This is a genomic window from Tepidiforma thermophila, from assembly GCF_002563855.1.
Lineage (GTDB): Bacteria > Chloroflexota > Dehalococcoidia > Tepidiformales > Tepidiformaceae > Tepidiforma > Tepidiforma thermophila.
Window position 1 is genome coordinate 1,510,530 of the sequence record NZ_PDJQ01000001.1, and the last position, 24,217, is coordinate 1,534,746.

Below are 24,217 nucleotides of genomic sequence, written 5' to 3' on the forward strand. Positions count from 1 at the left end.
GCGCCCTCGCAAAGCGGCGCCGCCCGGCCCGCCGCTCGTGTACAGTTCCCGCGATGCGGAACGCACTCGCAACCTGGCGGCTCTTCTCACGGCGCTCCGGCCGAAACTGGCGCCTCCTTGCGGTGCTCGCCCTCGGCATGCTGATGGCCGCGTCCCTGCTCGCCGCCGCCCCCATCTACGCCCGCACCATGGCCGACCTCGGCCTTACGTTCACCGTCCGTGACCGCCTCGGCGAGGCGCCCGGCAACCGCGTCACCTTTCCCTGGGTGCCGCTCGGCACGCCCGAGGGCGCCGCCCTCCGCGAGGCCGTCGAACGCCGCATTGACCAGCGCATCGGCTGGTTCTCACCGTCGCAGTCACGGGTCCTGGTCGGCCCGCGCTTCTTCGTCGCCCTCCCCGGCGAATCGCTCAACCCCCAGGCGCCGATCGGTCAGCTCCAGTCGCTCACCGGCTACGAAGAGCACGTCACGGTCCTCGAAGGCGTCCTCCCGCGTCCCTCCGCGCCCGGCCGGGCCATCGAAGTCGCAATCTCGCGCGATGCTGCCCGCGCCGCCCGGCTCGCCGTCGGCCAGCGCATCGCCCTCGTCGAAGACTTCGACACCTGTGCCCGGGAAATCCCGCGAGAAGACCGACCTCCGCCCCCGCCTTGCACGCCAACCGCAGGCGTCACCTACACCCTGGAGGCCGTCATCACCGCCATCGTCGAGCCCCGTCTCGCCGATGACTCCTTCTGGGTCGTCCCGGTCGGCCAGTTCTTCACCCCGTATCGCCTGCTTCCCGGGAACGGCCCCGTCGTCCCCATGTTCGTCCCTGAGGAGACCCTCCTCGAGGGCTTTGGAGCCGTCTTCCCCGCCTACGGCGCCGCGACCGCCTGGCACACCTACGCCCGCCCGGAATCCCTCTCCCGCCTCACATTCGACCGCGCCCGCGATGACCTTTCCGCCCTCTATTACGACCTCGAACCGCTCGGCGGCGCCAGTTTCAGCCCGCTCGGCAATGTGCTCCGCGAGTACGGCCGCTCCCAAACCTACCAGCAGACGCCGCTCACCATCCTCCTGCTCGAAATCACGGCTGTTGCCATCTTCTACGTCATTCTCGTCTCGCTGGTCATCGTCGAGCACCTGTCCGATGAAGTCGCCCTCCTCCGCAGCCGCGGCGCAACCGTCCTGCAGATCGGCATCATCACCCTCGCCGAGGGGCTCATCATCGGCGCGCCCATCCTCCTCGCTGCCCCGCTGGTGGCCGCCGCAGGAACCGCCCTCCTGGGGCTCACGCCCACCTTCGAGCCCGTCAACGGCGGTGCGCTCCTGCCCGTCTCCGTGCCGCCGGTCGCCTTCGCCTACGCCGCTGCCGGCGTGGGTGTCTCCATCGCCGCCCTGCTCGCGCCGTCGCTGCTTGCTGCCCGCACGTCGGCTGTCGCCCGCCGGCGCGAAGAGGCCCGTCCCGGGCGCCCGCTCGCCCAGCGGTACTACCTCGATGTTGCGCTTGCGGCGGTGGCAGCACTCCTGCTCTGGGAACTTCGGGAGCGGGGGAGCGTCTTTCAGCCTTCGCCCACCGGAGGCGTCACCTCCGACCCCCTCCTGCTCGCCTCGCCCGCCCTCCTGGTGGCCGCCGCTGCCGCCCTGCTGCTCCGGCTCTACCCCATCGCGACCCGGCTCCTGGCCCGCCTGCTCGGCCGCGAAGCCTCCGCACCCGTCGTCCTCGGACTCTGGCAGGTCGCCCGAAACCCCGGCCACTCAGCCCGCCTCGCCCTCCTGCTCGCTCTCGCTATCGCCGTCGGTACCTTCGCCGCCAGTTACGCAACCACCGCCTCCGCCACCTTCGAGGAGCGCGCCCGCTTCCAGGCCGGCGCCGGCCTCCGCGCCGTCTCCACCGGCAGCGCCGACCTCGGCCAGGACGGCGCCGCCGCCGACGCACTCCTGCGCGAAAGGACTGGTGTCCCGCTGGCGTCAGCCGTCCTCCGCCTGCCTGCCGGGCCCGCGGCCGCCGGGCTGAGCGGCCGCACGTTCCAGGCACTCGGCGTCAACCCCGACGATGCCCCGCTCCTCCTCTGGTTCCGCGACGACTTCGCCGCACGCCCGCTCCGCGACCTCATGGCCGCCCTCGGCCCGCCCGAGCCGCTCCGCGGCATCCAGCTCCCGCCGGGCACCACGGCGATCTCGGTCGATGTTCGTGCCTCCTCCACCCCGAACCAGATGACCCTCTGGGCACGCGTCCGCGACGCCGCCGGGTACCACCAGCTCATCGAGTTCGGCACCATCGAACCCGGCGACTGGCGGACCCTCAGTGCACCCATTGCCCGCGCCTACGAGGGCCAGCTGCCCGAACCGCTCATCCTCGCCGGCCTCGTCATCACCGAACCGGGCAACCGCTTCAACACCCTCGAACTCACCATCCAGTTCGACAACCTGACCGCAACCACCACCGCCGGCGTCGCCACGGTCCTCGACACGTTCGATGGTCCCAATCCCGGCTGGACGCCGTTCCCGGCGCGCCTGAACGTGCCCGACGTCTTTGAGCTCGCAGCCGGTGATTCCCGCCCCGGCCAGGTCGGCCGTCTCCGCCGTGCGCCGGGCCAGAGTACCGAGATCTGGGGCCTCGTTCGCACCCAGTCGTACGTTCCCCTCCCGGTCATCGCGACACGCTCCTTCGTCGACGCAACCGGGCTCGCGGTCGGAGCCGCGGGGATGGTCGCAGTCGCCAACGTCACCGTGCCGATTCGCGTCGTCGGCGAGGTCGAAGCCTTCCCCACCCTCCCGTCCGCGGCCGGACCCGGCATCGTGTTCAACCGCGACCAGCTCATCAGCTGGCTCGGGCTGGCGGGCTCGTCGGCGCCCCGCGGCTTCAACGAGGCGTGGCTCGAGCCGCCCGGCGGCGCCGATGTCGCTGCGCTCGAGCAGGTCCTTCGCGGCGAGCCGTTCAGCTTTGGCCTCGTCACCAACCGCGACCGCGAACTCGCCCGCCTCCAGCGGAACCCGCTCATCTCCGCCGGCGGGGCCGGTATCCTCTACCTCTCCTTCGGCGCTGTCCTCCTGCTCGTCGCAGTTGCGCTCCTCGTCTCGCTCTGGCTCGTCGTCCGGCGGCGGCGAACCCAGTTCGCCGTCCTCCGCTCGCTCGGCCTTTCGCGGGGCGGCGTTGCCCGCGTCCTCGCCGTCGAATACGCGTTCGTCGCTGTCGTCGGCGTCCTCGCAGGGACGATGCTCGGCCGGCAGGTCGCTGCCCGCATGCTCTCCTTCCTCGACGTCGACGAAGCCGGGCGTCGCGCCGAGCCCTCCTACCTCCTCCGCACCGACTGGCTGCTCGTCTCCGGCAGCCTCGCCGCGGTCGGGCTCGCATTCCTCCTTGCGCTCGTCGTCGCCGTGCGCCTCATCGCCCGGACCTCCGACGCCCAGGCGCTCCGCACCGAATAGCCGCTACTCCCCGCGCATCACCAGCAGGCCCCGGCCCGGGTCGGGCCGCCCGTCGCGGTCCAACAGCACGCCCACCCGGTCGCCCGGCCGAATGTCGTCAACCTCCACCTCCCGAACGCGGAACACCGGTGCGCCTTCCCCAGGCCAGGCGGTTGCCTCGCCGGCCCCGGTCCGGATGACCGCGCGACCCTCCTCGACCCGTACCACCGTTCCCACGACCATCGGCAACGCGAACCGTTCCCCGAGCGCCTCGTGCCCGCCGAACGGCCCCGCCGGCCCGGGGCTGCCGGGGTCGCCCACGATGATCGCCCGGATTGCAGCGTTCCGCACCTCGTTCGGCACCCCGATGATGGCGATCGCCGCGCCGGTTTGCACAGCGTCCGCATCAGCGGGTTCGAGCCGCCACGCGCGCGTTTCCGCCCCGACCGGAAGCTCCGACACACTTCCGCCTGAGACGACCAGCCGTCCCGGCTCGACCCGCTCGACCGTGAAAGTCGCATAGGCCGCGATCCGCGGTAGCTGCATGGCCCCGGGCGTTGGCGGAGCGTCTCCGCTCCCGGTCTGCCGGGCCGCTGCAACGACCGCCGCGAGCGCAGCCAGCACAAACACCGCGGCCCCGACCGGCAGCACCAGCTGCCGCACTGCCGCGAAACTGGCCCGGGTGCTGCTCCGTTCCACCCCCGCTACCCTGGACGACCCGCGCCGCCTACGCTTCCTCGATCGTTACCCGGGTAATCGTCACCGGGTTTACGGGCCGGTCCTGCGGACCCCGCGGCGCCGTCGCAATAGCATCCAGCACCTCTTCACCGCCCGTCAGCTGCCCGAAGATGGTGTAGTTCGGCGGCAGCGGGTAGTCCGCATGCATGATGAAAAACTGGCTGCCGTTCGTGTTCGGCCCCGCGTTCGCCATCGCGATGGTGCCCCGCAGGTATGGCCGGGTCACCGGCTCATCCTCGAACCGGTAGCCCGGGCCGCCCCGTCCTGTTCCGGTCGGGTCGCCGCCCTGGATAACGAACCCCGGGATGACCCGGTGGAAAATGACCCCGTCGTAAAACCCCTGCCGCGCGAGGAAGACAAAGTTGTTCACCGTCTTCGGCGCCTCCGCCGGGAAGAACTCCGCCGTCATCGTCCCTGCCGTCGTCTCGATCGTCGCCCGGTACGTCTTCGCCGGGTCGATCACCATCGCCGGCGGCTGTGCCCACTGTTTCGCCATCGCCAAACCTCCTCAGCGTTTCCTCAAGCCTACGTCAGTCTCGCCCGTTCGGCTTCCTTCCCCAGGGTCGGGGCACGAAACTGGGCTCACCCACCCGTTCGAAACATCCGCGGCGGCCGCCAGCCTCTACGCCGCCTTCGATGTCCAGGCCGGCCGCGCGGCCGCGGACATCTACCGCTTCGTCTGCGGCTGAACAACAGACCTCGCCTCAGACCCGCTGCTCCCGGACCCCCTGGGGCACCAGCGCGTCGCTGACGCTCCCCAGCCACTCCTGGATCCAGGGCTCCTCCGCCCGGTGGGGCAGCGCCCGGAGGATGTCCCGGGTGTGGGTCGGGTCGTGGATCGCCACTCCCCAGAGCAGCCCGCCGAACCGCACCCTCGAGGGCGGAATGCCGAGTGCCTTCCGGTCGCCCCCGTAGAGGATCTCCTGGTCGAGATGGGCATCAGTGAACTCCGCCACCGCCCGCAGCAGCCGCTCCCGGTGCGTCGCCGCCTCGGCCAGCAGCTCCTCGATGCCGCGCTCCGCCCGCGACCGCACCGCCGCCTCGTTCCAGTCGTCGATATCGAACGGGTTCGGGATCGGCGTATCCGGCAGCGGCGCCTGCCGCCCAACCATCGCCGCAAACCGCGGCACAATCAGCCCATCGATCGTGCACAGGTGGGCGATGTAGTCCTTCACCGTCCAGTGGCTTCCCGGCACGGTACGCTGCAGCTCCTCCGGAGTGAGCTGGCGGCAAAGGTGCTCAAACTGCCGGCGATGCCGGTTGAACTCGTCGATGACGAGCTGGACGCGCATGTTCATTCGTCGTTCCTCCCGGCTCCGGACTCTACCGGCCCCCGCCAGCGGCCGCCAGTTCGCCTCCGCCCTCGGTCCGTGGAACAATTGCCGGCGTGGCCCCTCAGCCCGTCCTTCTCCGCAACGTCGCCGTCTTCGATGACGTCGCCCGCACGTTCCGGCGGGGCCTGTCCGTTTTCTGCCGTGAGGGCCGCATCGACCGCATCCTCGCCGAACCGCTGTCGGACGTCCCTGCTGGGGCGCTCGTCATCGACGGGCAGGGCCGCTTCCTCGTACCGGGCCTCATCGACTGCCATGTCCACCTCACCTCCGGTGGCGACCCCAACGAACTGGCCGCCATCCGCACCGAGCCCCTCGCCATCCGCGCCTGGAAGGCCGAGCGCAACGCCGCAGCAACCGTCCGCGCCGGCGTGACCACGGTCCGCGACCTCGGTGCAGCCGACCACCTCAACATCCACCTGGCGCGAGCCGTCGATGCCGGCCTGCTCGAAGGTCCGCGCATCCTCGCCGCTGGCTACGGCGTCACGATGACCGGCGGCCACGGCCACGGCTTCATCGCCGTCGAAGCCGACGGCCCCGACGACGTTCGCAAGAAGGTCCGCGAGCAGCTCCGCGCAGGTGCCGCGGCAATCAAGCTCTTCGCCAGCGGCGGCGTCATGACCCCAGGGGTCGACCCCCGCTCGCCGAGCTTCACCCTCGAAGAGCTCCGCGCCGGCGTCGAAGAGGCGCACAAGGCCTTCCGCGTCGTCGGCGCCCACGCCCAGGCCACCGATGGCATCAAGAACGCCATCCTCGCCGGGGTCGACTCCATCGAGCACGGTGTCTGGCTCGATGAAGAAGCCGTCGCCATGATGGTTGAGCGCGGGACGTACCTTGTTGCGACCCTCACCGCCCCCTGGCAGATCGCCCACCGCGGCGTCGAAGCCGGCGTCCCGGCCTACATGGTCGAAAAAGGATGGCAGGTCCTCGAATCCCACGAGCAGAGCTTCCGCGCGGCTGTCCGCGCCGGTGTCCGCATCGCCATGGGCACCGACCAGGGCACGCCGTTCAACCGCCCTGGCGAAAATGCCCAGGAGCTCCTGCGCATGGCTCGCCTCGGGCTCTCGAATGCCGCTGCCCTGCTCTCCGCAACCGCCTGGGCCGCCGACCTCCTCCGTCTCGCCGACCGCACCGGCCGCATCCGCGAAGGGCTCGATGCCGACCTCCTCCTGCTCGACCGCGACCCCCTCGTCGACCTCGCTGCGCTCGCCGAGCCCGATGCCATCCGTGTAATCCTCGCCCGCGGCACGATCATCCGTGCCGCCCTTCCCCTCACTACCCCCGAACCGGAGGCGCCATGAGCCAGTTCCAGAAGATCCTCGCACGCATCCAGCGCCGTGAAGGCCCGTCGATCGGCTTCGGCCGCGTCACGCGCGAGCAGCCCCGCGCCATGGCGCTTGTCGCTACCGTCCGCACTGCCGCCGAGGCCCGGGCCGCACTCGATGCCGGCGCCGATGCCGTCATCTTCCAGGCCGGCTCCGCCTCGCTCGCCGCCGCCCAGCTCCGCGAAATCGCCGGCCCGAAAGTCGCCGCCGGCGTCTCCCTGCCCGTCCTCTCTGTCGCCGAAGCCGAGGCGCTCCGCGAGGCCGGCTGCGATTTTGTCATCAGCCCGCTCGAAACCACCGACTCCGCCGCCGTCGACGTCGAGAAGATGGGCCATCTCGTCGCTGCCGGTGAATCCATCGAAGACAACACCCTCCGCGCCCTCGGCCCACTCGGCCTCGACGGCCTCTTCGTCCAGCGCGCCCACGGCCCCATGAAGCTCTCCGAGCAGCTCGGCCTCGTCCGCCTTTCCTCGTTCTCGAATACCGGCCTCGTCGTCACCGTCGACCTCGCCGCCTCGGCCGCCGACCTGCGCGTCCTCCGCGACTCCGGCGTCGTCGCCGTCGTCGCGCCCGAAGGCGCCAGCCCGGCCGACCTCGCTGCCCTCAACGAACGCCTCCGCTCCGTCCCGCCGCCCCGCAAGCCGCGCACCGATTCGACCCAGGTCGCCCTCGTCCCATCGCTCATCGGCGGGCACGGCCACGAGGAGGAAGAGGACGACGACGAGGAGGACTAGCGTGCCGCAGATTTCCGTCGAACGCTCCGGCAATGTCGCGACCATCACCATCACGAACCCGCCGCACGGGTTCATGGATGCCGCGACCGTCGCCGAACTCGATGCCGCCACCGCTGAACTCGACGCCGACCCGGCCGTCCGCGCCATCGTCATCACCGGCGGCGTCCCCGGCGTCTTCATCCGCCACTACTCCGTCCGCGAGCTGGAAACGCTCGCCCGCCAGCTCCGCGAACGGGGCGTCGCCGTCGACCCCGCCCGGCCGGTCCCCCCGCGCGACATCGACCGCGTCTTCGGATGGCTCGAAGCGACGTCCCGTCCGGTCATCGCGGCCATCAACGGCTTCGCTATGGGGGGCGGGTTTGAACTCGCACTCTCGTGCGACCTGCGCATCGCCGAAGAAGGCCAGTACGAGGTCGGCCTGCCCGAAGTGCGCCTCGGCATCCTCCCCGGCGCCGGCGGAACCCAGAAGCTTCCCGCGCTCGTCGGCACAGCCCGCGCCCTCGAAATGACCCTCCGCGGCCGCACCGTCGGTCCCGCCGAAGCGCATCGCCTCGGGCTGGTCCACGAGCTGGTCCCGGCGGGCCGCGCCCTCGAGCGGGCACACCAGCTCGCCGCCGAAATCGCTGCCCTGCCGGCGCGCGCCGTCGCCCATATCAAGCGGCTGGTGCGCACCGCCGGTGCCGTCCCCCGCGACGAAGGGCTCGCCCTCGAACGCACCCTCTTCCTCGACCTCCTCCTCTCCGACGAGGCGCTCGAACGCATGACGCGGATGAACGCCGATGACCGCGACATCCGCGACGTCTGACGCCCAGGCCGCCCGCGAAGCCCTCGCCGCGTGGTACGCCGCCAACGGCCGCCACGATCTGCCCTGGCGGCAAATCCGCGACCCCTACGCGGTCCTCGTTTCCGAGGTCATGCTCCAGCAAACCCAGGTCGAACGCGTGCTCCCGTACTACCACGCCTGGCTCGAGCGCTGGCCCACGTTCGATGCCCTGGCCGCTGCCGCCCCCGCCGACGTTATCACCGCCTGGCGCGGGCTCGGCTACAACCGCCGTGCGCTCGCCCTCCGCGCTGCCGCCCGGGCCGTCGTTGAAAGCCACGCCGGCGCCTTCCCCTGGGAGCCTCGCGAGCTGCTTGCCCTCCCCGGCGTGGGACCCTACACAGCAGCAGCCCTCCGCGCCTTCGTTCGCGATGAGCCCGTAGCCGTCCTCGATACCAACATCGCCCGTGTGGTAGCGCGCTTCGTCCTGGGCGCCCCATCCCAGCGCGAGATACCGGCCCACCGGCTCCGGGCTGCTGCCGAAGCCCTCCTTCCTCGCACCGGTGTCCGCGACCACAACCTCGCGCTCATGGACCTCGGCGCCCTGGTCTGCACCGCGCGCAATCCGGACTGCGGCGGGTGCCCGCTCGCACTGGCTTGCGCCTGGCGGGCTTCCGGCTGCCCGCCGCCCGAAGCCTCCGCACGCCGGCCTGCTGTCCGATTTGAAACGACTGCCCGCTTCGCCCGCGGCCGCCTCGTCGACCGCCTCCGCAGCGGCCCCGCAGACGAGGCGGAGCTCGCCGCCATCCTGCCCGAACCCCACCGCCCCCGGCTCGCCGAATATCTCGCCGCCCTCGAGGCGGAAGGGCTCGTAGCAGCGACCGGTGGCGGTCTCTGGGCCCTCCCGGTTTAGGTCCCTTCCTGCCAGCTCGAGAGGTAGCGCTGCTGCTCCTCGGTCAGGTAGTCGATCTGGACGCCCATCGCGTGCAGCTTCAGCCGCGCGATCTCTTCGTCCACTTCGTGCGGAATCTCATAGACCTTCTTCTCGAGCTTCTGCGCGTTCTGCGCGATCCACTCAGCACCCAGCGCCTGGTTCGCGAACGACATATCCATAACTGCCGCCGGGTGCCCCTCGGCCGCTGCCAGGTTCACCAGCCGCCCCTCGCCCAGCAGGTACAGCTTTCGCCCGTCCTGCAGCCGGTACTCGTCCACCGAGGGCCGCACCTGCCGCTTCCCCTCGCTCATCGCCTGGAGCGCCTTCAGATTGATTTCGCTGTCGAAGTGGCCGCTGTTGGCGAGGATGGCGCCGTCCTTCATCGCTTCGAGGTGCTGCCGGTCAATCACGTTGATGTCGCCCGTCAGCGTCACGAAGATGTCGCCAACCTTCGCCGCCTCGGCCATCGGCATCACCCGGTAGCCGTCCATCACCGCCTCCAGCGCCTTCACCGGGTCGACCTCCGTCACGATCACCTGTGCGCCCATGCCCCGCGCCCTCGATGCCACGCCCCGTCCGCACCAGCCATACCCGGCCACCACGAACACCTTCCCGGCGAGCAGAATGTTCGTCGCCCGGATGATGCCGTCGACGGTCGACTGGCCCGTCCCGTACCGGTTATCGAAGAGATGCTTCGTGTCCGCCTCGTTCACCGCCAGGATCGGGTAGCCGAGCGCCCCCGCGGCCGCCATCGCCCGCAGGCGGATGACGCCCGTCGTCGTCTCCTCCGTCCCGCCGACCACCCCTGCCAGCAGGTCGCGCCGCTCCTTGTGCAGCGTCGCCACCACGTCCGCGCCGTCGTCCATCGTCAGCTGCGGGCCGTGTTCCAGCGCCTGGTGGATGTGCCGGTAGTACGTCGCGTTGTCCTCGCCGCAGATCGCGAAGACCGGGATGCCGTACTCCTCCACCAGCGCCGCCGCCACGTCGTCCTGCGTCGAAAGCGGGTTGCTCGCGCACAGCCGCAGGTCGGCGCCGCCGTCGCGCAGCGTAATCGCCAGGTTCGCAGTCTCCGTCGTGACGTGCAGGCAGGCTGTCATCCGGATGCCGCGCAGCGGCTTCTCCCGCTGGAACCGTTCGCGGATGAGCCGCAATACCGGCATCTCGCGCGCGGCCCATTCGATACGCCGAACGCCCTCCGGCGCAAGGCGGGGATTGGCAATGTCACACGGGATCGACAAACCGGGGCTCCTCGGTGGTCTTGAACACCACGCTAATCGTGCAGGGTTACGAAGGCACCATCATACTTCCGGCCCCGGATAGCAGCACGGAGCCGTCGCAGGCTCGCCCCCAGCCCCGATGGGTCCCGCCGCGTCGCGCTCGCCTCCAGCAGCTGGCACGCCTCCCGGTAGCCCAGTCGTACGTACGCTGCGACCGCCGGCGTGTTCCTCGGGTCAACGGTCAAAACGACATAATCGCAGTGTTCCAGCAACGCCTCGGTCACGGCGCTGGTCGCCGCTGTCGCGTACCCCCTCCCCCGGTAGGCCGGGTGGGTGAAGACGTTGCCGACCACTGCTACGCCCTCCTGCCGCGACACGACATGTGTCCCCGCGATCGCCACGAGCCGCCCTCCCATCACGATCCCCCGGTACACCCCCGCATCAATATGCTCCGGAATGTAGTAGCTCGGCCCGTTCTCGCTCCCGTACAGGGCGTTGATCTTCCGGATGTCCACCCCGCTCAGCGGAACCGCTTCGGGCTCCCGCACAGGCCGGAAGCGCTCGCGCGTCACCACCATCCGCACCATCGGCTGTTGCGTCGCCAGCCGGTACACCCGCTTGAGCACCTCGAGGTGCTGCGGCTGACACGTGATATACGTCTGGGCCGTGCCCGGGTGGATCGACAGTGTCGCATGCACCGCGTCCGGGTCGCCCATCACGAAGGTGGCATCACCCAGCCCGCCTCTGCTGTGCAGCACCAGCCCCACCCCCGTCGTTCCCCGCGCCAGGTACCACTGCGTCCGCGCAAACAGCTCCGGCTCGAGTTGCCCGAGTGCGTACGCGGTGTACTCCACCCGCGCCCGTAGCAGCGGCCGGATTTCGTCGGGGTCGCGCAGCTGCCGCACCACGTAGTCCAGCCGCCGCGCCGGGACCCCCTGCAGCCGCAGCTCCCGCTCCGCCATTAGTCATCGACCTCGAAGTGCGTCAGCTCCCGGAACTGCCGGTACCGCTGCTCCACCTCGTCCCGTTCCAGCGTCAGCAGACGCGATGGCCCGAAGCCTTCAACGCAGAACGACGCCACCGTTGACCCGTAGATGATCGCCCGCCGAATCTCACGCTGGTTTACCGTGGCTACCGAATCGAGGTAGCCCAGGAACCCGCCGGCGAACGCATCTCCCGCCCCGGTCGGGTCAACAACCTCCTCAAGCGGGTAGCCGGGCGCCACGAAGTAGTCCTCCCCGCTGATGTACGCCGCCCCATATTCCCCCAGCTTGATAATCACCGCCTTCGTTCCCCCCTCAAGGAGCGCCCTTCCCGCCTTCGCGATGCTCGGCGTACCGGCCAGCTCCCGCGCCTCGCTCTCATTGATAGACACGAAGTCGGCTGCCCGGATCGCCTTCAATAGCTCATCCCGGGCTCCGTCAATGAAGAATTTGATCGTGTCGACCATGCGCGCCCGCGCCCCTGGCACCATCGCCATGAGCCGATGCTGCAGCACCGGGTCGCCCGCCGCCGCAAACAGCGCGCTCGAATCGTCCCACCCGGCCGGCAGCTTCGGAGCCCAGTTCGCGTTCACGCCCAGCACCGTGTACAGCGTGTCGCGGCTGTTCATGTCGTAGTGATACCGCCCGCCCCACCGGCTCGTCTCACCGCCAGGTACCACCTCCAGCCCGGCAAGGTCGATGCCAGGCCGCTCAAGCGCCTTTCGCATCTCCTCCGGGAAGTCCTCGCCGACCGCCGCCAGCAGCCGCACCTCGGTGAAGAGTGATGCCGCGAGCGCCGCGCACGTCGCCGATCCCCCGAGCGAGCCCTCCCGCCGCTCGAACGGCGTCTCGATCTCGTCGATCGCCACCCACCCGGCAACGAGCAGGCTCATGCCCCGCCTCCGAGCCACCGCGCAAGGATCGGAGCCAGGCGCTCACGAACGTCTGCCGGTACGGCCTCGCGCCGACCAACGATAGCCGCATCCAGCGCCGTCGCGCATGGGCACCCCTGCCGCTCAGGCAGCCGCTGCACCAGCAGGCGGACCGCCTCCTGGCTCACCGCCACGTTCCGTTGCAGTGTCGCGAACACCGTCGCAGCATCGACCGCCTCCTCGGCCTCATGCCAGCAATCGTAATCCGTCACACAGGCGAGCGTCGCGTAGCAAAGCTCAGCCTCGCGCGCCAGCTTCGCCTCGGGCAGCGCCGTCATGCCGATGAGATCTGCGCCCCATGCCCGGTGCAGCTCGCTTTCGGCCCGTGTCGAGAACGCCGGGCCCTGCATCACCACGTAGACGCCGCCGTCGTGCACCGTCGCCCCGGCCGCCCTCGCGGCCTCCAGCGCCGCCGCGCGCATCCGCCCGCAGAATGGCTCCGCGAAGCTGATGTGCGCCACCAGCCCGTCGCCGAAGAACGTCGAGGGCCGGCCCCAGGTCCGGTCGATGAGCTGCGACGGCACCACCAGGTGCCCTGGGACCATCGACTCCCGCAGGCTCCCGACTGCCGACACCGAAATCACCCGCTCGACACTGAGCGACTTCAGCGCCCAGAAGTTCGCCCGTTGCGGCAGCTCCGAAGGCAGGATCGTGTGCTGCCGCCCGTGCCGGGCAAGGAACGCGACCCGCGTTCCCTCCAGCGTACCGATGCGGATCCGGTCGCTCGGCGCACCGAACGGCGTCGCGACCTCCACCTCCTCGATGTCCGTCAGCCCGGGCATCTCGTAAAAGCCGGACCCGCCGATGACTGCCAGCGGAATTTTCTCTGTTGTCATGTGCCAAACCCCGAAGCTGCGTGCTCGAACAGCGCCCGGAGCCCCGGCCCGTACGGCGGCCTGGCGATGCCCCGCTCCGTGATGATCGCCGCGATCAACCCGCCAGGCGTCACGTCGAACGCAGGGTTCCACGCCTCGATGCCCCCCGGGCTCCAGCGCTGGCCGCGAAATCCCCCGACCTCCTCCGCGCTGCGGAACTCAATCGGGATCGCCGAGCCATCCGCGCACCCCGGGTCGACCGTGCTCACCGGCGCGGCGATGAAAAACGGAACCCCTGCGTGCGCAGCCGCCAGCGCCAGCCCGAGCGTGCCGACCTTGTTCGCTGTGTCACCGTTCAGCGCAATCCGGTCCGCTCCGGTCACTACCGCGGACACCCTCCCGGAGGTGATGAGTGCCGCAGCCGCCGTGTCCGGCAGCAGCACGGCCGGGATGCCGGACTTCACAAGCTCCCACGTCGTCAGGCGCGCCCCCTGGAGCAGCGGACGCGTCTCCGTCACGTAGCAGCGCGCCAGCCGCCCCGCAGCAAAGGCCGCCCTGATCACACCCAGCGCCGTCCCGATGCCTCCGGTGGCGAGCGTCCCGGTGTTGCAGTGGGTGAGCACGTCGCCCGGCGGAAGCACGGCCAGCCCGTTCCGCGCAATCGCCTCGTCTTCGGCCTGGCGCCGGGCCAGGTATTCCGCACAGAATGTCCACGCTGCCGCCGCGCGCTCCTCCGGTGCCCGGCCCAGCACCGCTGCTGCGCAGGCCGCCGCACCCGTTGCCAGCTCAACTGCGGTGGGCCTCACCCGCCCGATGCGCGCTGCCGCCTCCCGGATCGCCGCGTCGCCGGGGTCCCGCTCGGCCGCAATCGCTACCCCGGCCGCCCCGCACAGCCCCAGCAGGGGCGCTCCCCGCACACGCAGGCTCCGGATCGCCTCCTCCAGCGTCTCGAGGTCACCGATTTCCAGCCAGTGCTCCTCCTGCGGCAACAGCGTCTGGTCCAGCACCCGCAGCGTCGGCCGCTCGAACGCAACGACCGCGACCGGCGCACGCACCTCACGCTTCCTCGAAGGAAAGCAGCGCGTCGACCCGGTACGCCCCAAGCCGCTCGCGCCCGCCCAGCCCGCGGAGCTCGATGAGGAACCCGGCCCCGGCCACGTGCCCGCCAACCAGTTCGACCAGCTTCGCCGCTGCGAGTGCTGTCCCGCCGGTCGCCAGCACGTCATCCACAATGTACGCCGCCGTCCCGGCTTCCAGCGCGTCCTGGTGGATATCCAGCCGCGATTCGCCATACTCCAGCGCGTACTCGACCGTCAGCCGTGCGGCCGGCAGTTTCCCCTCCTTCCGAATCGGCACGAACGGCAGCCCCAGCCGGTCCGCGATCGGTGCGCCGAACAGAAAGCCTCGCGACTCAATCCCCACGATCGCCCCCGGCTGAACGGCTTCCGCAGCCGCAGCCATCGCATCGATGGCTGCGCGGAAGGCGGCGGCGTTCCCCAGCAGGGGCGTGATGTCGCGGAACAGGATCCCCGGCCGCGGAAAATCCGGGATGGTGCGGATGTAACCCTGCAGCTCCACGCCCGTGATTCTACGACACGCCGGCCGCGCCCCCCGCGAGCTTCGCGCCATCCCGCGGGCGCACCTCCTTCGCCCCGGTCTTTACCGAATGCCCGCGGGGCGCTGCTCCCCCGTCACCTCTGCCGCTCATTGCGCCATCCTCTTGGTGAAGGAATCTACGCGTGTCCGGCTCCCGCGCCCTGCACCACTGCATCGTCACCGCGCCCCGGAGGTTGACGCGGACACTGCTCCGTCGGCCTGGCGCCCGGAGATGCACCCGTGCCGCCATGCCTTGGCCGCGAGCGCCCGGGCTGGTGCCCCCGGGCCCGTGAAGGCCGCTAGCGCGCCCAGGAGCCCCGCAGGATCGCCCCGTTTGCCGCCCTGTGGCGCATTCCGGCGCCGACGGCGGCCAAAACATGAATTTTGCTGCAGTAGGATGTGACGCATGCCCCCTCGCCGCGCCAACCCCTTCGCCCGCGAACACCAGCACTGGCTGACCCTGGCAGCCTCCGCGGCCTCTGTCGCGGCGTTTGCCATCGGCTGGGCGGCGTACGGAAGCTGGACCGGCAACGCCGGCGGCAACGACGACCCGGGCCCTCCCCCGGCCGCGGTGCCACCATCACCGGTGGGCGCCGCGACCTCCGCGCCATCGCCGACGGCCGTCGCCGCAGGCGGTACGCCGCCGGGTGCCACAGAGACGGCTCCAGCTCCCGCACCAACCCGGAAGTCGAGGGCCAGCTGATGACACGCTGGCTCACGATTGCACTCTCGCTCGGCCTGATCGCCGCTGTTGGCGTCGCCCGCGAATGGGAGCTGGGAGGCGAAACCGCCACCTGGGACGCCGCAAGGGCCTCCGCATGGGCAGCCTACGTGCTCCTCTGGGCCGCTGTCTTCACCGGGGTCGGCGTCAGCCTCAAGTACCACCCCGGCATCGAGGCCCAGGTCCCTGTGCTCGAACTTCACCGCGTGACCGGGTCCCTCGCCCTCGCCTACACCATCGTCCACGCCGGCGCCCTGGTCCTCGACCGGTACATCGCGTTCGACCCCTGGGATGCCCTCGTTCCCCTTACAGCCCCGTACCGCCCGCTGGCCGTCGCCGCCGGCGTCGTCGCCGCCTGGCTGCTCGCTGCCGTTGTGCTCTCGACCTGGTTCGCCGGGTTCCTCCCGCGCAGAGCCTGGCACCTCATCCACCGTGCAGGCTATGCTGCGTTCGCGCTCGGGCTCGTGCACGGCATCGCGGCCGGAAGCGATACGGAACACTGGGTCACCCACGTGGTCTACACCGCGTCAGCGGGCTCCCTGCTCGGAGCAGCGTATCTTCGGTTCCTCGCCCGGGACTGGGTCGCGGCCCATCGCGCCCGCCCGGCTTCACGCCAGCACAGCGCATGAGCCCTGAAGAAACGCTCTTCTACATTGGTGTCGCGGCCTACCTCCTGCCGCCGGCGTTCATCCTTGGACTCGTCGCCCGGGCCCGGCACCGGTCAATCGCGTTCATCGGGTTCGCAGTTCTCGGCTGGATCGGGCTTGCGATTGGCCTCGCCCTCCTGCTTGCGCTCCCGGCTCGCACGCCTCCAGCCCGCCCGTTCAGGTGAGCCCAAGGCCCCGCAGGAACGCCTCGTTGCTCGGCTCCCGTCCGAGAAACTCCCGCACCAGCACCTGGCCGTCGACCGAACCGCCGCGCTCGAGGATCGTCCTCCGGTACCGCCTTCCGACCTCCGCGCTCAGCGGCCCGGCCGCCTCGAACAGCGTGTACATGTCGTCGCCGAACACATGCGACCAGAGATAGCCGTAGTACCCCGCGTCGTAGCCGAACAGGTGCCCGAACCCCGACTGGAAGTGCGTCCCCGGCGTGTACGGGAATCCTGTGATCGGGTGCAGCTCCTCCACCAGCCTCGTCGAGTCGCCATCGAACCCGGGCGAGTGGTACCGCAGGTCCAGCGTCGCGAAGAAAATCTGTCGGGCCGCCATAATCCCGCTGTTCAGGTTCTTGGCGGCCACCATCGCGTCGACCAGGTGCCGCGGCAGCGGCTCGCCCGTCTGCCAGTGCCGCGAAAACGAGGCCAGCACCTCCGGCTCCCAGCACCAGTGCTCCAGCATCTGGCTCGGGGCCTCGACGAAATCCCGCTCCGTTTGCGTCCCGCTAAATCGCGCCCGCTCGGCCCGCGTAAGCGTCTGGTGCATGATGTGCCCGAACTCGTGGAAGAACGTGACCACCTCGCTGTGCCGCAACAGCGACGGCTGCGTCGCCGATGGCTTCGTAAAGTTCGCCACAATCGCGCTGACCGGCTTCTGGTAGCTCCCGTCCCGCAGCCGCCGGCCCCGCCGCAGCGTGAATGCCGCCGCATGCCCGTACTTGTTCGGCCGCGGGAACAGGTCCATGTAGAACCGCGCGAACGGCGGCCCGCCCTCTGCGTCGCTGATGTCGAACGCCCGCACCTCCGGGTGCCAGCGCGGCGCCGTTGTGTTCTCCGCAAACCGCACGCCCAGCACCTGCTGGTACACCGCAAATAGCCCATCGACCACCGCGTCGAGCGGGAAGTACTGCGCGACCTCGAAGTCGTCGAATGCGTACCGGGACTTCAGCTGCTCGTTGTGCCAGTACCGCCAGTCCCAAATCTCGACCCGGTCCGAGCCCGTCCGCTCCTTCGCGAACGCCCGCATCTCCGCAAGGTCGCGCTCCGCCTTGACGGCGACCTTCGCACGGAGGTCCGCGAGGAACTCCTCCACCGCCTGCCGGGTGCCGGCCATCCGCGTCTCCGTCCGGTAGTCGGCCCACGAGGCATAGCCCAACAGCTCCGCCGCCTCCTGCCGAAGGCGGAGCGCCCGCTCCAGCAGCTCAACGTTCTGGCGCCCGCCCTTCCGCTGGTCCTTCTCGAAGAGCTGCCTCCGCAGTTCGCTGTCCGGGCAGTTCGCCATAAACGGCTGGATCTCCGGGTAGTCCAGCGACACGCGGTAGTAAACAACTCCGTCCCGCTCAACGGTCCGGAGCCGTTCGACCCACGCTTCCGGCATCCCCGCGAGCTGCTCCCGCGTCACTTCGATGCCGTCCTCGTAGTCGTCGATGTTGTTCCGGAACTGGATGCCGATGACCGCCAGCTCGTCCATGAGCTGCCGGACGCGCTCCCGCTGCTCCCGCGGCAGCCCAAAACCGTTTCGCCGGTAGTCGCGCAGCTCGAACGCGAGGTACCGTGCGTCCTCGCCCGTCAGCGCTTGCGCCTCGTCGCTCTCCGCGAACTGCCGCACCGCCTCGTACAGGTCCTCCCGGAACGCAAGCCCGACGAGATATCGGTCCAGCCGCTCATCCCATTCGCGCGCCGCCACCCGCAGGCTGTCGTCGGCCGAAACGTACGCGAGGAACGCATACGCACCGGACGCCAGCGCTACCGGCTCGGTCGCATCTTCGAGCGCGAGCATCGTGTTGGCATAGGTCCGCTCGCCCGGCGCCAGCCGCACGATCGCACCGACCCCCGCGTCGCAGGCGTCAATCGCCTGCTGGCAGGCCGCTCCCAGCTCCTCCGGCGTCAGCCGCTCCCAGTCCACGAGGTCGAGGTCGCTTCCCATCGCGGTCCTATCGGGTCAGCCACGCGAACTGCTGCGGCTTTCGCTGGCTCCGCGCGCTGATCATGATGTTCACAATTGCCGGCTTGTCGCAGGCGAGCGCGGCCTCCAGCGCAGGCCGGAGCTCCGAGGGCTGGGTCACGAAAAAGCCCTTCCCGCCGTAGATCTCGGCCATCTTTTCATAATGCGCGTTCGGGGTGTACGCGCTCGGCGGCACCCGCGTCGGGTCGAGCTCGTCCGGCCCGCCCCCGATGCCGTTGTTGTTGATGATGATGAACACAATGTTGTTCAGCCCGTATCGCGCCGCCGTCTCGACCTCCATCCCGCTGAAGCCGAACGCCGAGTCGCCTTCGATGCAGAACACCCGCTTGTCCGGGTGAACCGCAGCCGCCGCAATCGCCTGCCCGACGCCGACGCCCATCGTCCCGAATGAGCCGGCATCCAGCCGGTGCCGCGGGTAGAAGTTCGGCATCAGCGTCCGCCCGATGTCCATCGTGTTCGCACCTTCGTTGACGATGATTGCGTCGCGCGGGATGTACTCCCGGATATCGCGGTACACCCGGTAGTACCCCATCGGCACCGACTCGTCGGCCATCATCTCCGCCACGGTGGCTGCGTTCTCTTCGATCTTCTTCCGCAGGCCGGTCCACCACGTGGTCTCCGCCGGGTACTGCCAGGGCGCCCGGGTCAGCGCCTCGTTCATCTGACCGACAATCGCCTTCGCGTCGCCGACCAGCGCCACCTCAGCCGGCACGTTATTCCCGATCTCCTCTGCAGCGATATCCACCTGGATAACGCGCACCTTCGGGTCGAACCGTGGCGGCAGGCCAAAGTGCAGGATCCAGTTCAGCCGCGCACCGAGCAGGAGCACTACGTCCGCGTTCTGCAGCGCGAACGACCGCGCCGGCGAAATCGCCAGCGGGTGGTCGTCCGGCACGACCCCCTTGCCCATCGGCGTCGGCAGGAACGGCAGCTGCGTCGCATCGATGAACTTCCGCACCTCCTCCTCGGCCCGCGCGTACGCCGCTCCCTTGCCCACGATGACCAGCGGCCGCTCTGCGGACTTCAGCGCCTCGAGCGCCCGCTCGATGTTCTCCCATGGCGCCAGGGTCCGCGGCGGGTCCGGGCAGCGCGGCGGGAAATGGACCTCGCTCTCGTCGACACTCCCAGTAATCAGGTCCCCCGGCAGGTCGAGGTACGCCGCGCCCGGCCGCCCGTAGATGGTCGCCCGCACCGCCTGCTCGACGAAGAACGGAATTCGTCGCGTGCTGTCCGGCCGGGCCGCGTACTTCGCGTACGGCCGCGCCGTCTCGATCTGCGGCGCCTCCTGGAATGCGCCCTGCCCGTTCTGGTACGAATCGTTCGCTCCGCCGATAAGGATCATCGGCCAGCAGTTCGCCCAGGCATTCGCCATCCCCGCGATCCCGTGCACCATCCCCGGCCCCGACACCGCGAGGCAGACGCCTGGCCGCCCGGTCAGGTAGCCGATCGCCGCCGCCGCATAGCTCGCAGCCTGCTCGTTCCGGAACCCGAAGAACTTGATGCCTTCGCGCTGTGCATGGACCGCAATCGGCACCACCGGGATGCCGACCACTCCGAACATGTACTCCACGCCCTGCTGTTTCAGCGCCTTCGCCACGATCTGGGCCCCTGTCAGCTCGGCCATCGCAACGTCACCTCGTGTTCCAATCTCGTGCCGGCAACTCTACGGGAACCCGCTCCCACCGTACACGCCGCCGCGGTGTAGCCTCTGAACGTGGCCCGCGTCCGTGCCGACCTCCTCCTCGTCCAGCGCGGCCTCGCCGAATCCCGCGAGCAGGCCCGCCAGCTGATCATGGCCGGCCGGGTCCGCACCGGCACCCGCACGCTCGTAAAGCCCGCCGAACCGCTCGACCCTGCCGCGCCGCTCGAGGTGGTCGAACCGCTCCGCTACGTCTCCCGCGGCGGCCTCAAGCTCGAGGCCGCCCTCCGGGAATTCGGCATCGACCCCGCTGGCACCACCTGCCTCGACCTCGGTGCATCAACCGGCGGCTTCACCGACTGCCTCCTCCAGCACGGCGCCGCCCGCGTCATCGCCATCGATGTCGGGCGCGGCCAGCTCCACCGCCGGCTCCGCGAAGACCCGCGGGTCATCCTCCTCGAAGGCGTGAACGCGCGCGACCTCCCGCCGCTCCCGCCGGTCGACCTCGTCGTCGCCGACCTCTCCTTCATCTCCCTCCAAAAGGTCCTCCCCTCGGTGGCGGCGCGCGTTCCGCCGGGGACCCCCGTGATCGCCCTCCTCAAGCCCCAGTTCGAAGCTGGCCCCGCCGACGTCCCTCCAGGCGGCGTCATCCGCGACCCGGCCGTGCTCGACCGCGTCCGCGAGCGCTTCCTCGCCTGGGCGGCCGCCCACGGCTGGGCAACCTGTGGCATCATTCCATCGCCCATTCGCGGGGGCGACGGCAACACCGAATTCCTTGTACTGCTGCGCACCCCGCCCGCCGGAGTTGCCTGATGCTGCGCCGCGCCGTCATCTTCCATGCCCCCCGGAGCGAAGGCGCGCTCGCCTTTGCCCGCCAGGTCGCGCAGGAGTTCGGCCGTCGCGGCATCGATGCCGGCGTCTTCGATGCCTGGGGCCCGCCCCCGTGCGATGCCATCACCGCCTCCGACCTGATCGTCTGCGTCGGCGGCGACGGCACCGTCCTCCGCACTGCTCGCATTGTCATCCCGCACGCCACGCCGATCCTCGGCGTCAATATGGGCCGCCTCGGCTTCCTCACCGACATGAGCCCGCGCGACTTCTTCAACGCCATCGAGCGAATCATCGCCGCCGACTGGCGCCTCGAAGAGCGGATCATGGTCCACGCCGACGTCATGGCCGATGGCGCCGCCCTCCACTCCTTCGATGGCCTGAACGACATCGTTGTCAGCCGCCGCTCGCCCGGGCGTCCCGTCTACGTCGACGTCCACATCGATGGCGCCCGCCTCGCCATCTTTCGCTGCGACGGCATCATCGTCGCCACGCCAACGGGTTCCACCGGCTACTCGCTGAGCGCGGGCGGCCCCATCCTCGCCCCCACCGAGCACCACCTCGTCCTGACCCCGGTCTCGGCCCACCTCGCCCTCGGCCGGTCGCTCGTGCTCCAGCCGGATTCAACCATCGAAATGGCCGTCACCAGCGAACAGGGCGCCATCCTCAGCATCGACGGCCAGGAGGACGAGCCGGTCGCCGCAGGCGTGCGCATCGTCGTCCGTCAGAGCCCCCATGTCACCCGCTTCGTGCGCTTCCGTGAGCCGTCCAGCTTCTACGCCGAACTCGCCGAAAAGCTCGAAATGCAGCTCTCCAGCACCATGAACCCCAGTGCTTGAACAGCTCGAAATCACCTCCTTCGCCGTTGCCCGCAACGTCGCCATCGACCTCGGCCCCGGGCTGACCGTCTTCACCGGCGAAACCGGGGCCGGCAAGTCGCTGGTCGTCGATGCCATCGCCTTCGCCTTCGGCGCGCGAATGGGCCGCGAGGTCATCGCCGCCGGCGCCGACCGCGCGACCGTCCGCGCCGCGCTCCGCCTCGGATGGCCGACGGTCATCGAACGCACACTCACCCTCGGTGGGCGCTCGACCTACCGCATCGACGGCCAGCCTGCCCGCTACGAAGACGTCCGCGCCCTCGCCGAGGGCTTCCTCGATATCCACGGCCAGTCCGAGCAGCTCGCCATCCTCCGGCCGGCGGTCCAGCTTGCCGCGCTCGACGAGTTTGCCGGCCTCCAGGCCGACCGCACAGCGCTCGCCTCTACCGTCCGCGAGCTCCGCGAGGTCCGCCGAAAGCTCGCCTCCCTCCGCTCCGATGCCCGCGAGCGCGAGCGGCTCATCGAGCGCCTCTCTTTCGAAGTTGCCGAGATTGACGCCGCCGCGCCCGTCCCCGGTGAAGACGAATCGCTCCGCGCCGAGCAGGCGCGCCTCGGCAACGCCGCCCGCCTGCGCGAGGGAGCCGAACGCGCGCTCGCCGCCCTTGATGAACCGGCAATCGGCGAGGTGCTTTCCGCCGTGCGCGTCATCGCCGGCCGCGACCCCGGCGCTGCCGACCTTGCCGACCTCGCCGGCATCCTCGAAACCGCCAGCATGGACCTCCGCCGCGCCCTCCGCGCCTACCGCGATGCGCTCGATGAAGACCCGGAGCGGCTCGCCGCCGTCACCGAACGCCTCGACCTGCTCGCGCGGCTCCAGCGCAAATACGGCGACACCATCGCCGCCGTCCTCGCCTACCGAGACACTGCAGCCCGCCAGCTCGCCGACCTCACCGGGGCCGGCGCCTCGCTCGAGGAGCTCGAGGCCGCCGAATCCCGCCTCCTCGAGACGCTCGGCCGCCAGGCTGCCGACCTCTCGATACGCCGGAGAGCCGCCGCCGGTGCGCTTGTCGGTGCCATCGCTGCCGAGCTGGACCTCCTCGGCATGACCGGCGCCCGCCTGGCCGTCGCCTTCACCTGCGATGACGACCCGGCCGGGCCGCTCGTCGCCCTCCCTGACTACGAGGTCGTCGCCGGCGCCGCGGACGAAGCCGCCGCGCCCTCGCCGGAACCGGCCCCCCGCGCCTTCACCGAGGCCGGCGTCGACCGCGTCGAGTTCCTCGCCTCCTTCAACCCCGGCGAACCCCCGCGGCCCCTCGGCACCGTCGCCAGCGGCGGCGAAACCTCCCGCTTCCTCCTCGCCCTCACGGTTGCCCTCGGCCAGGCTACCGAGGGCCGGCTCGAAGTCCTCGACGAAGTCGACGAAGGCGTCGGCGGCCGGACCGGCGCGGTCGTCGGGCGCGCCCTGCGGCGCCTCGCCGCGCGGCACCAGGTCCTCTGTATCACCCACCTCCCGCAGGTAGCCGCCGCTGCCGACCGCCACTTCGTCGTCGAAAAGCGCACCGACGGGCGCCACACCTGGTCCGAGGTCCGCGAGGTTGCCGGGGAGGCCCGCCGGGCCGAGCTTGCTGCCATGCTCGGTGGCGTTACTCCCGCCAATCTTGCTGCCGCCGACGAACTCCTCGGCTCAGCCGCCGCGTCCTGAGCGCTCTCCCAGGCGCTGCCGCAGTGTAACCACCCGGCGCACCGCTTCGCGCATCGCGTAGCCGGGCTCGCCGGCCGCCCGCTCGGCCTGCAGCGCCACCACGATAGCCTCCAGCGCCGCCACAATCTCACGGAGGACCTCCCGCCCGTCCGGTCCCTCGAATACGCCGCTATCCATGGCCCCAGTCTCACCGCACCCGGCCGAACGGCACAGGGCCGAAGCCGTGACGGCCCGGTGGAGGTTTCGGCTCCCCGCTCAGGCGTCCTTCCGGAAGTGCGAGGTCGCCAGCTCGTCGGCGTAGGCATTCCAGCGCGACGTCGCATGCCCGCGCACCCACGCCACCCGCACCAGCGGAAGCTGCTGCTTCAGCGCCCACGCCCGCTGCACAAGGTCGAGGTTCATCACCGGCCCGTCCTTCCGCTTCCACCCGCGGGCCTCCCACCCCTTCGCCCACTCATTGAGCGTCCGCACCACCAGCTGGCTGTCCGAATAGACCGTGATCGGCTCGTCCCGCGGCGCCATCTCCAGCCCCGCAATCATCGCGGTCCACTCCATCCGGTTGTTCGTCGTCGCGGGTTCGAAACCGTGCCGCTCCTCGATGACCCGTCCGTCCCGGACGTAGACCGCGCCCCAGCCGCCGGGTCCCGGGTTCCCCTGGCAGGCGCCGTCGGTGAAGATGCCCGTCTGGGGGTCCTCCTCGGGTGCAGCTTCGGGAGGTCGGGAGGCCGCCGCGGCCGGTCTCGAACCGTCCCCGGCTGCCGCGGTTCCGCGCTTGGAGCGCCTGCGGCACGCGAGGCACAGCCGCGGCTGCCAGTTGGGGTACTTCGCCCGGACTGAGGCCGGGAGCGTGAACGGCTCGCCGCATGCCTCGCACCGGTACGTGGTCATCGCCACGACTCTAGAAGCCCGCGGGCT

The 24,217-nt window shown here is 70.3% G+C and carries 24 protein-coding genes; 11 read left to right on the forward strand and 13 right to left on the reverse strand.

The window, feature by feature from the left end; all coding sequences use genetic code 11:
• Positions 1-53 precede the first annotated feature (53 nt).
• Positions 54-3,410: an FtsX-like permease family protein gene (locus A9A59_RS07310; RefSeq protein WP_098503654.1), complete on the forward strand. Its 3,357-nt coding sequence runs from the start codon at positions 54-56 to the stop codon at positions 3,408-3,410.
• 3 nt (positions 3,411-3,413) lie between these two features.
• Here the strand turns inward: A9A59_RS07310 and A9A59_RS07315 are convergent, their stop codons facing one another.
• The 3 genes from A9A59_RS07315 to A9A59_RS07325 form a co-directional block, all read right to left on the reverse strand.
• Positions 3,414-4,088 carry a hypothetical protein gene (locus tag A9A59_RS07315; RefSeq protein ID WP_098503655.1) on the reverse strand — a complete coding sequence of 225 codons (675 nt, stop codon included), beginning with the start codon at positions 4,086-4,088 and terminating at the stop codon, positions 3,414-3,416.
• A gap of 28 nt (positions 4,089-4,116) precedes the next feature.
• Positions 4,117-4,623, reverse strand: coding sequence for a peptidylprolyl isomerase (locus tag A9A59_RS07320; protein WP_341454948.1), 507 nt, complete (start codon positions 4,621-4,623; stop codon positions 4,117-4,119).
• A gap of 208 nt (positions 4,624-4,831) precedes the next feature.
• The gene (locus tag A9A59_RS07325) at positions 4,832-5,425 is read right to left on the reverse strand and encodes a DinB family protein (RefSeq protein ID WP_098503656.1); all 594 of its coding nucleotides are present in this window, start codon (positions 5,423-5,425) and stop codon (positions 4,832-4,834) included.
• A gap of 89 nt (positions 5,426-5,514) precedes the next feature.
• Here A9A59_RS07325 and A9A59_RS07330 point away from each other — a divergent pair, with 89 nt between their 5' ends.
• From A9A59_RS07330 to A9A59_RS07340, 4 genes are read left to right on the forward strand one after another with little or no spacing between them, the layout of a single operon-like run.
• Positions 5,515-6,759 (forward strand): metal-dependent hydrolase family protein, encoded by a 1,245-nt coding sequence (locus A9A59_RS07330; protein WP_165772567.1) that lies wholly within the window; start codon positions 5,515-5,517, stop codon positions 6,757-6,759.
• Positions 6,756-7,517, forward strand: coding sequence for a hypothetical protein (locus tag A9A59_RS14085; RefSeq protein ID WP_165772568.1), 762 nt, complete (start codon positions 6,756-6,758; stop codon positions 7,515-7,517). The genes A9A59_RS07330 and A9A59_RS14085 overlap by 4 nt, the downstream gene beginning before the upstream one ends.
• A 1-nt stretch (position 7,518) precedes the next feature.
• Positions 7,519-8,322 (forward strand): enoyl-CoA hydratase/isomerase family protein, encoded by an 804-nt coding sequence (locus A9A59_RS07335; RefSeq protein WP_165772569.1) that lies wholly within the window; start codon positions 7,519-7,521, stop codon positions 8,320-8,322.
• Positions 8,297-9,190: an HhH-GPD family protein gene (locus tag A9A59_RS07340; RefSeq protein WP_098503659.1), complete on the forward strand. Its 894-nt coding sequence runs from the start codon at positions 8,297-8,299 to the stop codon at positions 9,188-9,190. Before A9A59_RS07335 ends, A9A59_RS07340 begins: the two co-directional genes overlap by 26 nt.
• On the opposite strand, the gene ahcY is transcribed toward A9A59_RS07340, so the two are convergent.
• From ahcY to A9A59_RS07370, 6 genes are read right to left on the reverse strand one after another with little or no spacing between them, the layout of a single operon-like run.
• The gene (gene ahcY / locus A9A59_RS07345; protein WP_098504834.1) at positions 9,187-10,443 is read right to left on the reverse strand and encodes an adenosylhomocysteinase; all 1,257 of its coding nucleotides are present in this window, start codon (positions 10,441-10,443) and stop codon (positions 9,187-9,189) included. The two genes, A9A59_RS07340 and ahcY, sit on opposite strands and share 4 nt — an antisense overlap.
• Before the next feature lie 38 nt (positions 10,444-10,481).
• Positions 10,482-11,390, reverse strand: coding sequence for a GNAT family N-acetyltransferase (locus A9A59_RS07350; protein ID WP_098503660.1), 909 nt, complete (start codon positions 11,388-11,390; stop codon positions 10,482-10,484).
• Entirely contained in the window at positions 11,390-12,304 is a 915-nt protein-coding gene (locus A9A59_RS07355) for a PfkB family carbohydrate kinase (protein WP_098503661.1), read from the reverse strand. Before A9A59_RS07355 ends, A9A59_RS07350 begins: the two co-directional genes overlap by 1 nt.
• Positions 12,301-13,179 carry an S-methyl-5'-thioadenosine phosphorylase gene (gene mtnP, locus A9A59_RS07360; protein WP_098503662.1) on the reverse strand — a complete coding sequence of 293 codons (879 nt, stop codon included), beginning with the start codon at positions 13,177-13,179 and terminating at the stop codon, positions 12,301-12,303. The genes A9A59_RS07355 and mtnP overlap by 4 nt, the downstream gene beginning before the upstream one ends.
• On the reverse strand, positions 13,176-14,213 hold the full coding sequence (gene mtnA, locus A9A59_RS07365; protein WP_098503663.1) for an S-methyl-5-thioribose-1-phosphate isomerase: 1,038 nt from the start codon (positions 14,211-14,213) through the stop codon (positions 13,176-13,178). Before mtnA ends, mtnP begins: the two co-directional genes overlap by 4 nt.
• Position 14,214: 1 nt before the next feature.
• Positions 14,215-14,736 (reverse strand): adenine phosphoribosyltransferase, encoded by a 522-nt coding sequence (locus tag A9A59_RS07370; RefSeq protein ID WP_098503664.1) that lies wholly within the window; start codon positions 14,734-14,736, stop codon positions 14,215-14,217.
• Positions 14,737-15,160: 424 nt separating this feature from the next.
• On the opposite strand from A9A59_RS07370, the gene A9A59_RS13730 reads away from it, so the two are divergent.
• Genes A9A59_RS13730 through A9A59_RS07380 form a run of 3 tightly spaced genes read left to right on the forward strand, consistent with a single transcriptional unit; the run spans position 15,161 to position 16,307 of the window.
• Positions 15,161-15,457 (forward strand): hypothetical protein, encoded by a 297-nt coding sequence (locus A9A59_RS13730; protein WP_133117545.1) that lies wholly within the window; start codon positions 15,161-15,163, stop codon positions 15,455-15,457.
• Positions 15,457-16,104 (forward strand): ferric reductase-like transmembrane domain-containing protein, encoded by a 648-nt coding sequence (locus tag A9A59_RS07375; protein ID WP_098503665.1) that lies wholly within the window; start codon positions 15,457-15,459, stop codon positions 16,102-16,104. Before A9A59_RS13730 ends, A9A59_RS07375 begins: the two co-directional genes overlap by 1 nt.
• Positions 16,101-16,307 (forward strand): hypothetical protein, encoded by a 207-nt coding sequence (locus tag A9A59_RS07380; protein ID WP_098503666.1) that lies wholly within the window; start codon positions 16,101-16,103, stop codon positions 16,305-16,307. Before A9A59_RS07375 ends, A9A59_RS07380 begins: the two co-directional genes overlap by 4 nt.
• Here the strand turns inward: A9A59_RS07380 and A9A59_RS07385 are convergent.
• Both A9A59_RS07385 and oxc read right to left on the reverse strand, forming a co-directional pair.
• Positions 16,300-18,276, reverse strand: coding sequence for a M3 family metallopeptidase (locus tag A9A59_RS07385; RefSeq protein WP_098503667.1), 1,977 nt, complete (start codon positions 18,274-18,276; stop codon positions 16,300-16,302). The genes A9A59_RS07380 and A9A59_RS07385 overlap by 8 nt on opposite strands.
• 7 nt (positions 18,277-18,283) lie before the next feature.
• On the reverse strand, positions 18,284-19,939 hold the full coding sequence (oxc, locus tag A9A59_RS07390; protein WP_098503668.1) for an oxalyl-CoA decarboxylase: 1,656 nt from the start codon (positions 19,937-19,939) through the stop codon (positions 18,284-18,286).
• Between the two features lie 90 nt (positions 19,940-20,029).
• Between oxc and A9A59_RS07395 the strand changes: the two genes are divergently transcribed.
• The 3 genes from A9A59_RS07395 to A9A59_RS07405 are packed head-to-tail and all read left to right on the forward strand — an operon-like array spanning position 20,030 to position 23,302.
• Complete coding sequence (locus A9A59_RS07395; RefSeq protein ID WP_098503669.1) at positions 20,030-20,767, forward strand: TlyA family RNA methyltransferase; 738 nt, start codon at positions 20,030-20,032, stop codon at positions 20,765-20,767.
• Positions 20,767-21,621, forward strand: coding sequence for an NAD(+)/NADH kinase (locus A9A59_RS07400; protein ID WP_098503670.1), 855 nt, complete (start codon positions 20,767-20,769; stop codon positions 21,619-21,621). Before A9A59_RS07395 ends, A9A59_RS07400 begins: the two co-directional genes overlap by 1 nt.
• On the forward strand, positions 21,614-23,302 hold the full coding sequence (locus tag A9A59_RS07405) for a DNA repair protein RecN (RefSeq protein WP_098503671.1): 1,689 nt from the start codon (positions 21,614-21,616) through the stop codon (positions 23,300-23,302). Before A9A59_RS07400 ends, A9A59_RS07405 begins: the two co-directional genes overlap by 8 nt.
• Here A9A59_RS07405 and A9A59_RS07410 read toward each other — a convergent pair.
• Positions 23,285-23,479, reverse strand: a complete 195-nt coding sequence (locus A9A59_RS07410; protein ID WP_098503672.1) for a hypothetical protein — start codon at positions 23,477-23,479, stop codon at positions 23,285-23,287. The genes A9A59_RS07405 and A9A59_RS07410 overlap by 18 nt on opposite strands.
• 78 nt (positions 23,480-23,557) lie before the next feature.
• Complete coding sequence (locus A9A59_RS07415; RefSeq protein WP_098503673.1) at positions 23,558-24,190, reverse strand: ribonuclease H family protein; 633 nt, start codon at positions 24,188-24,190, stop codon at positions 23,558-23,560.
• Between the last annotated feature and the right edge of the window lie 27 nt (positions 24,191-24,217).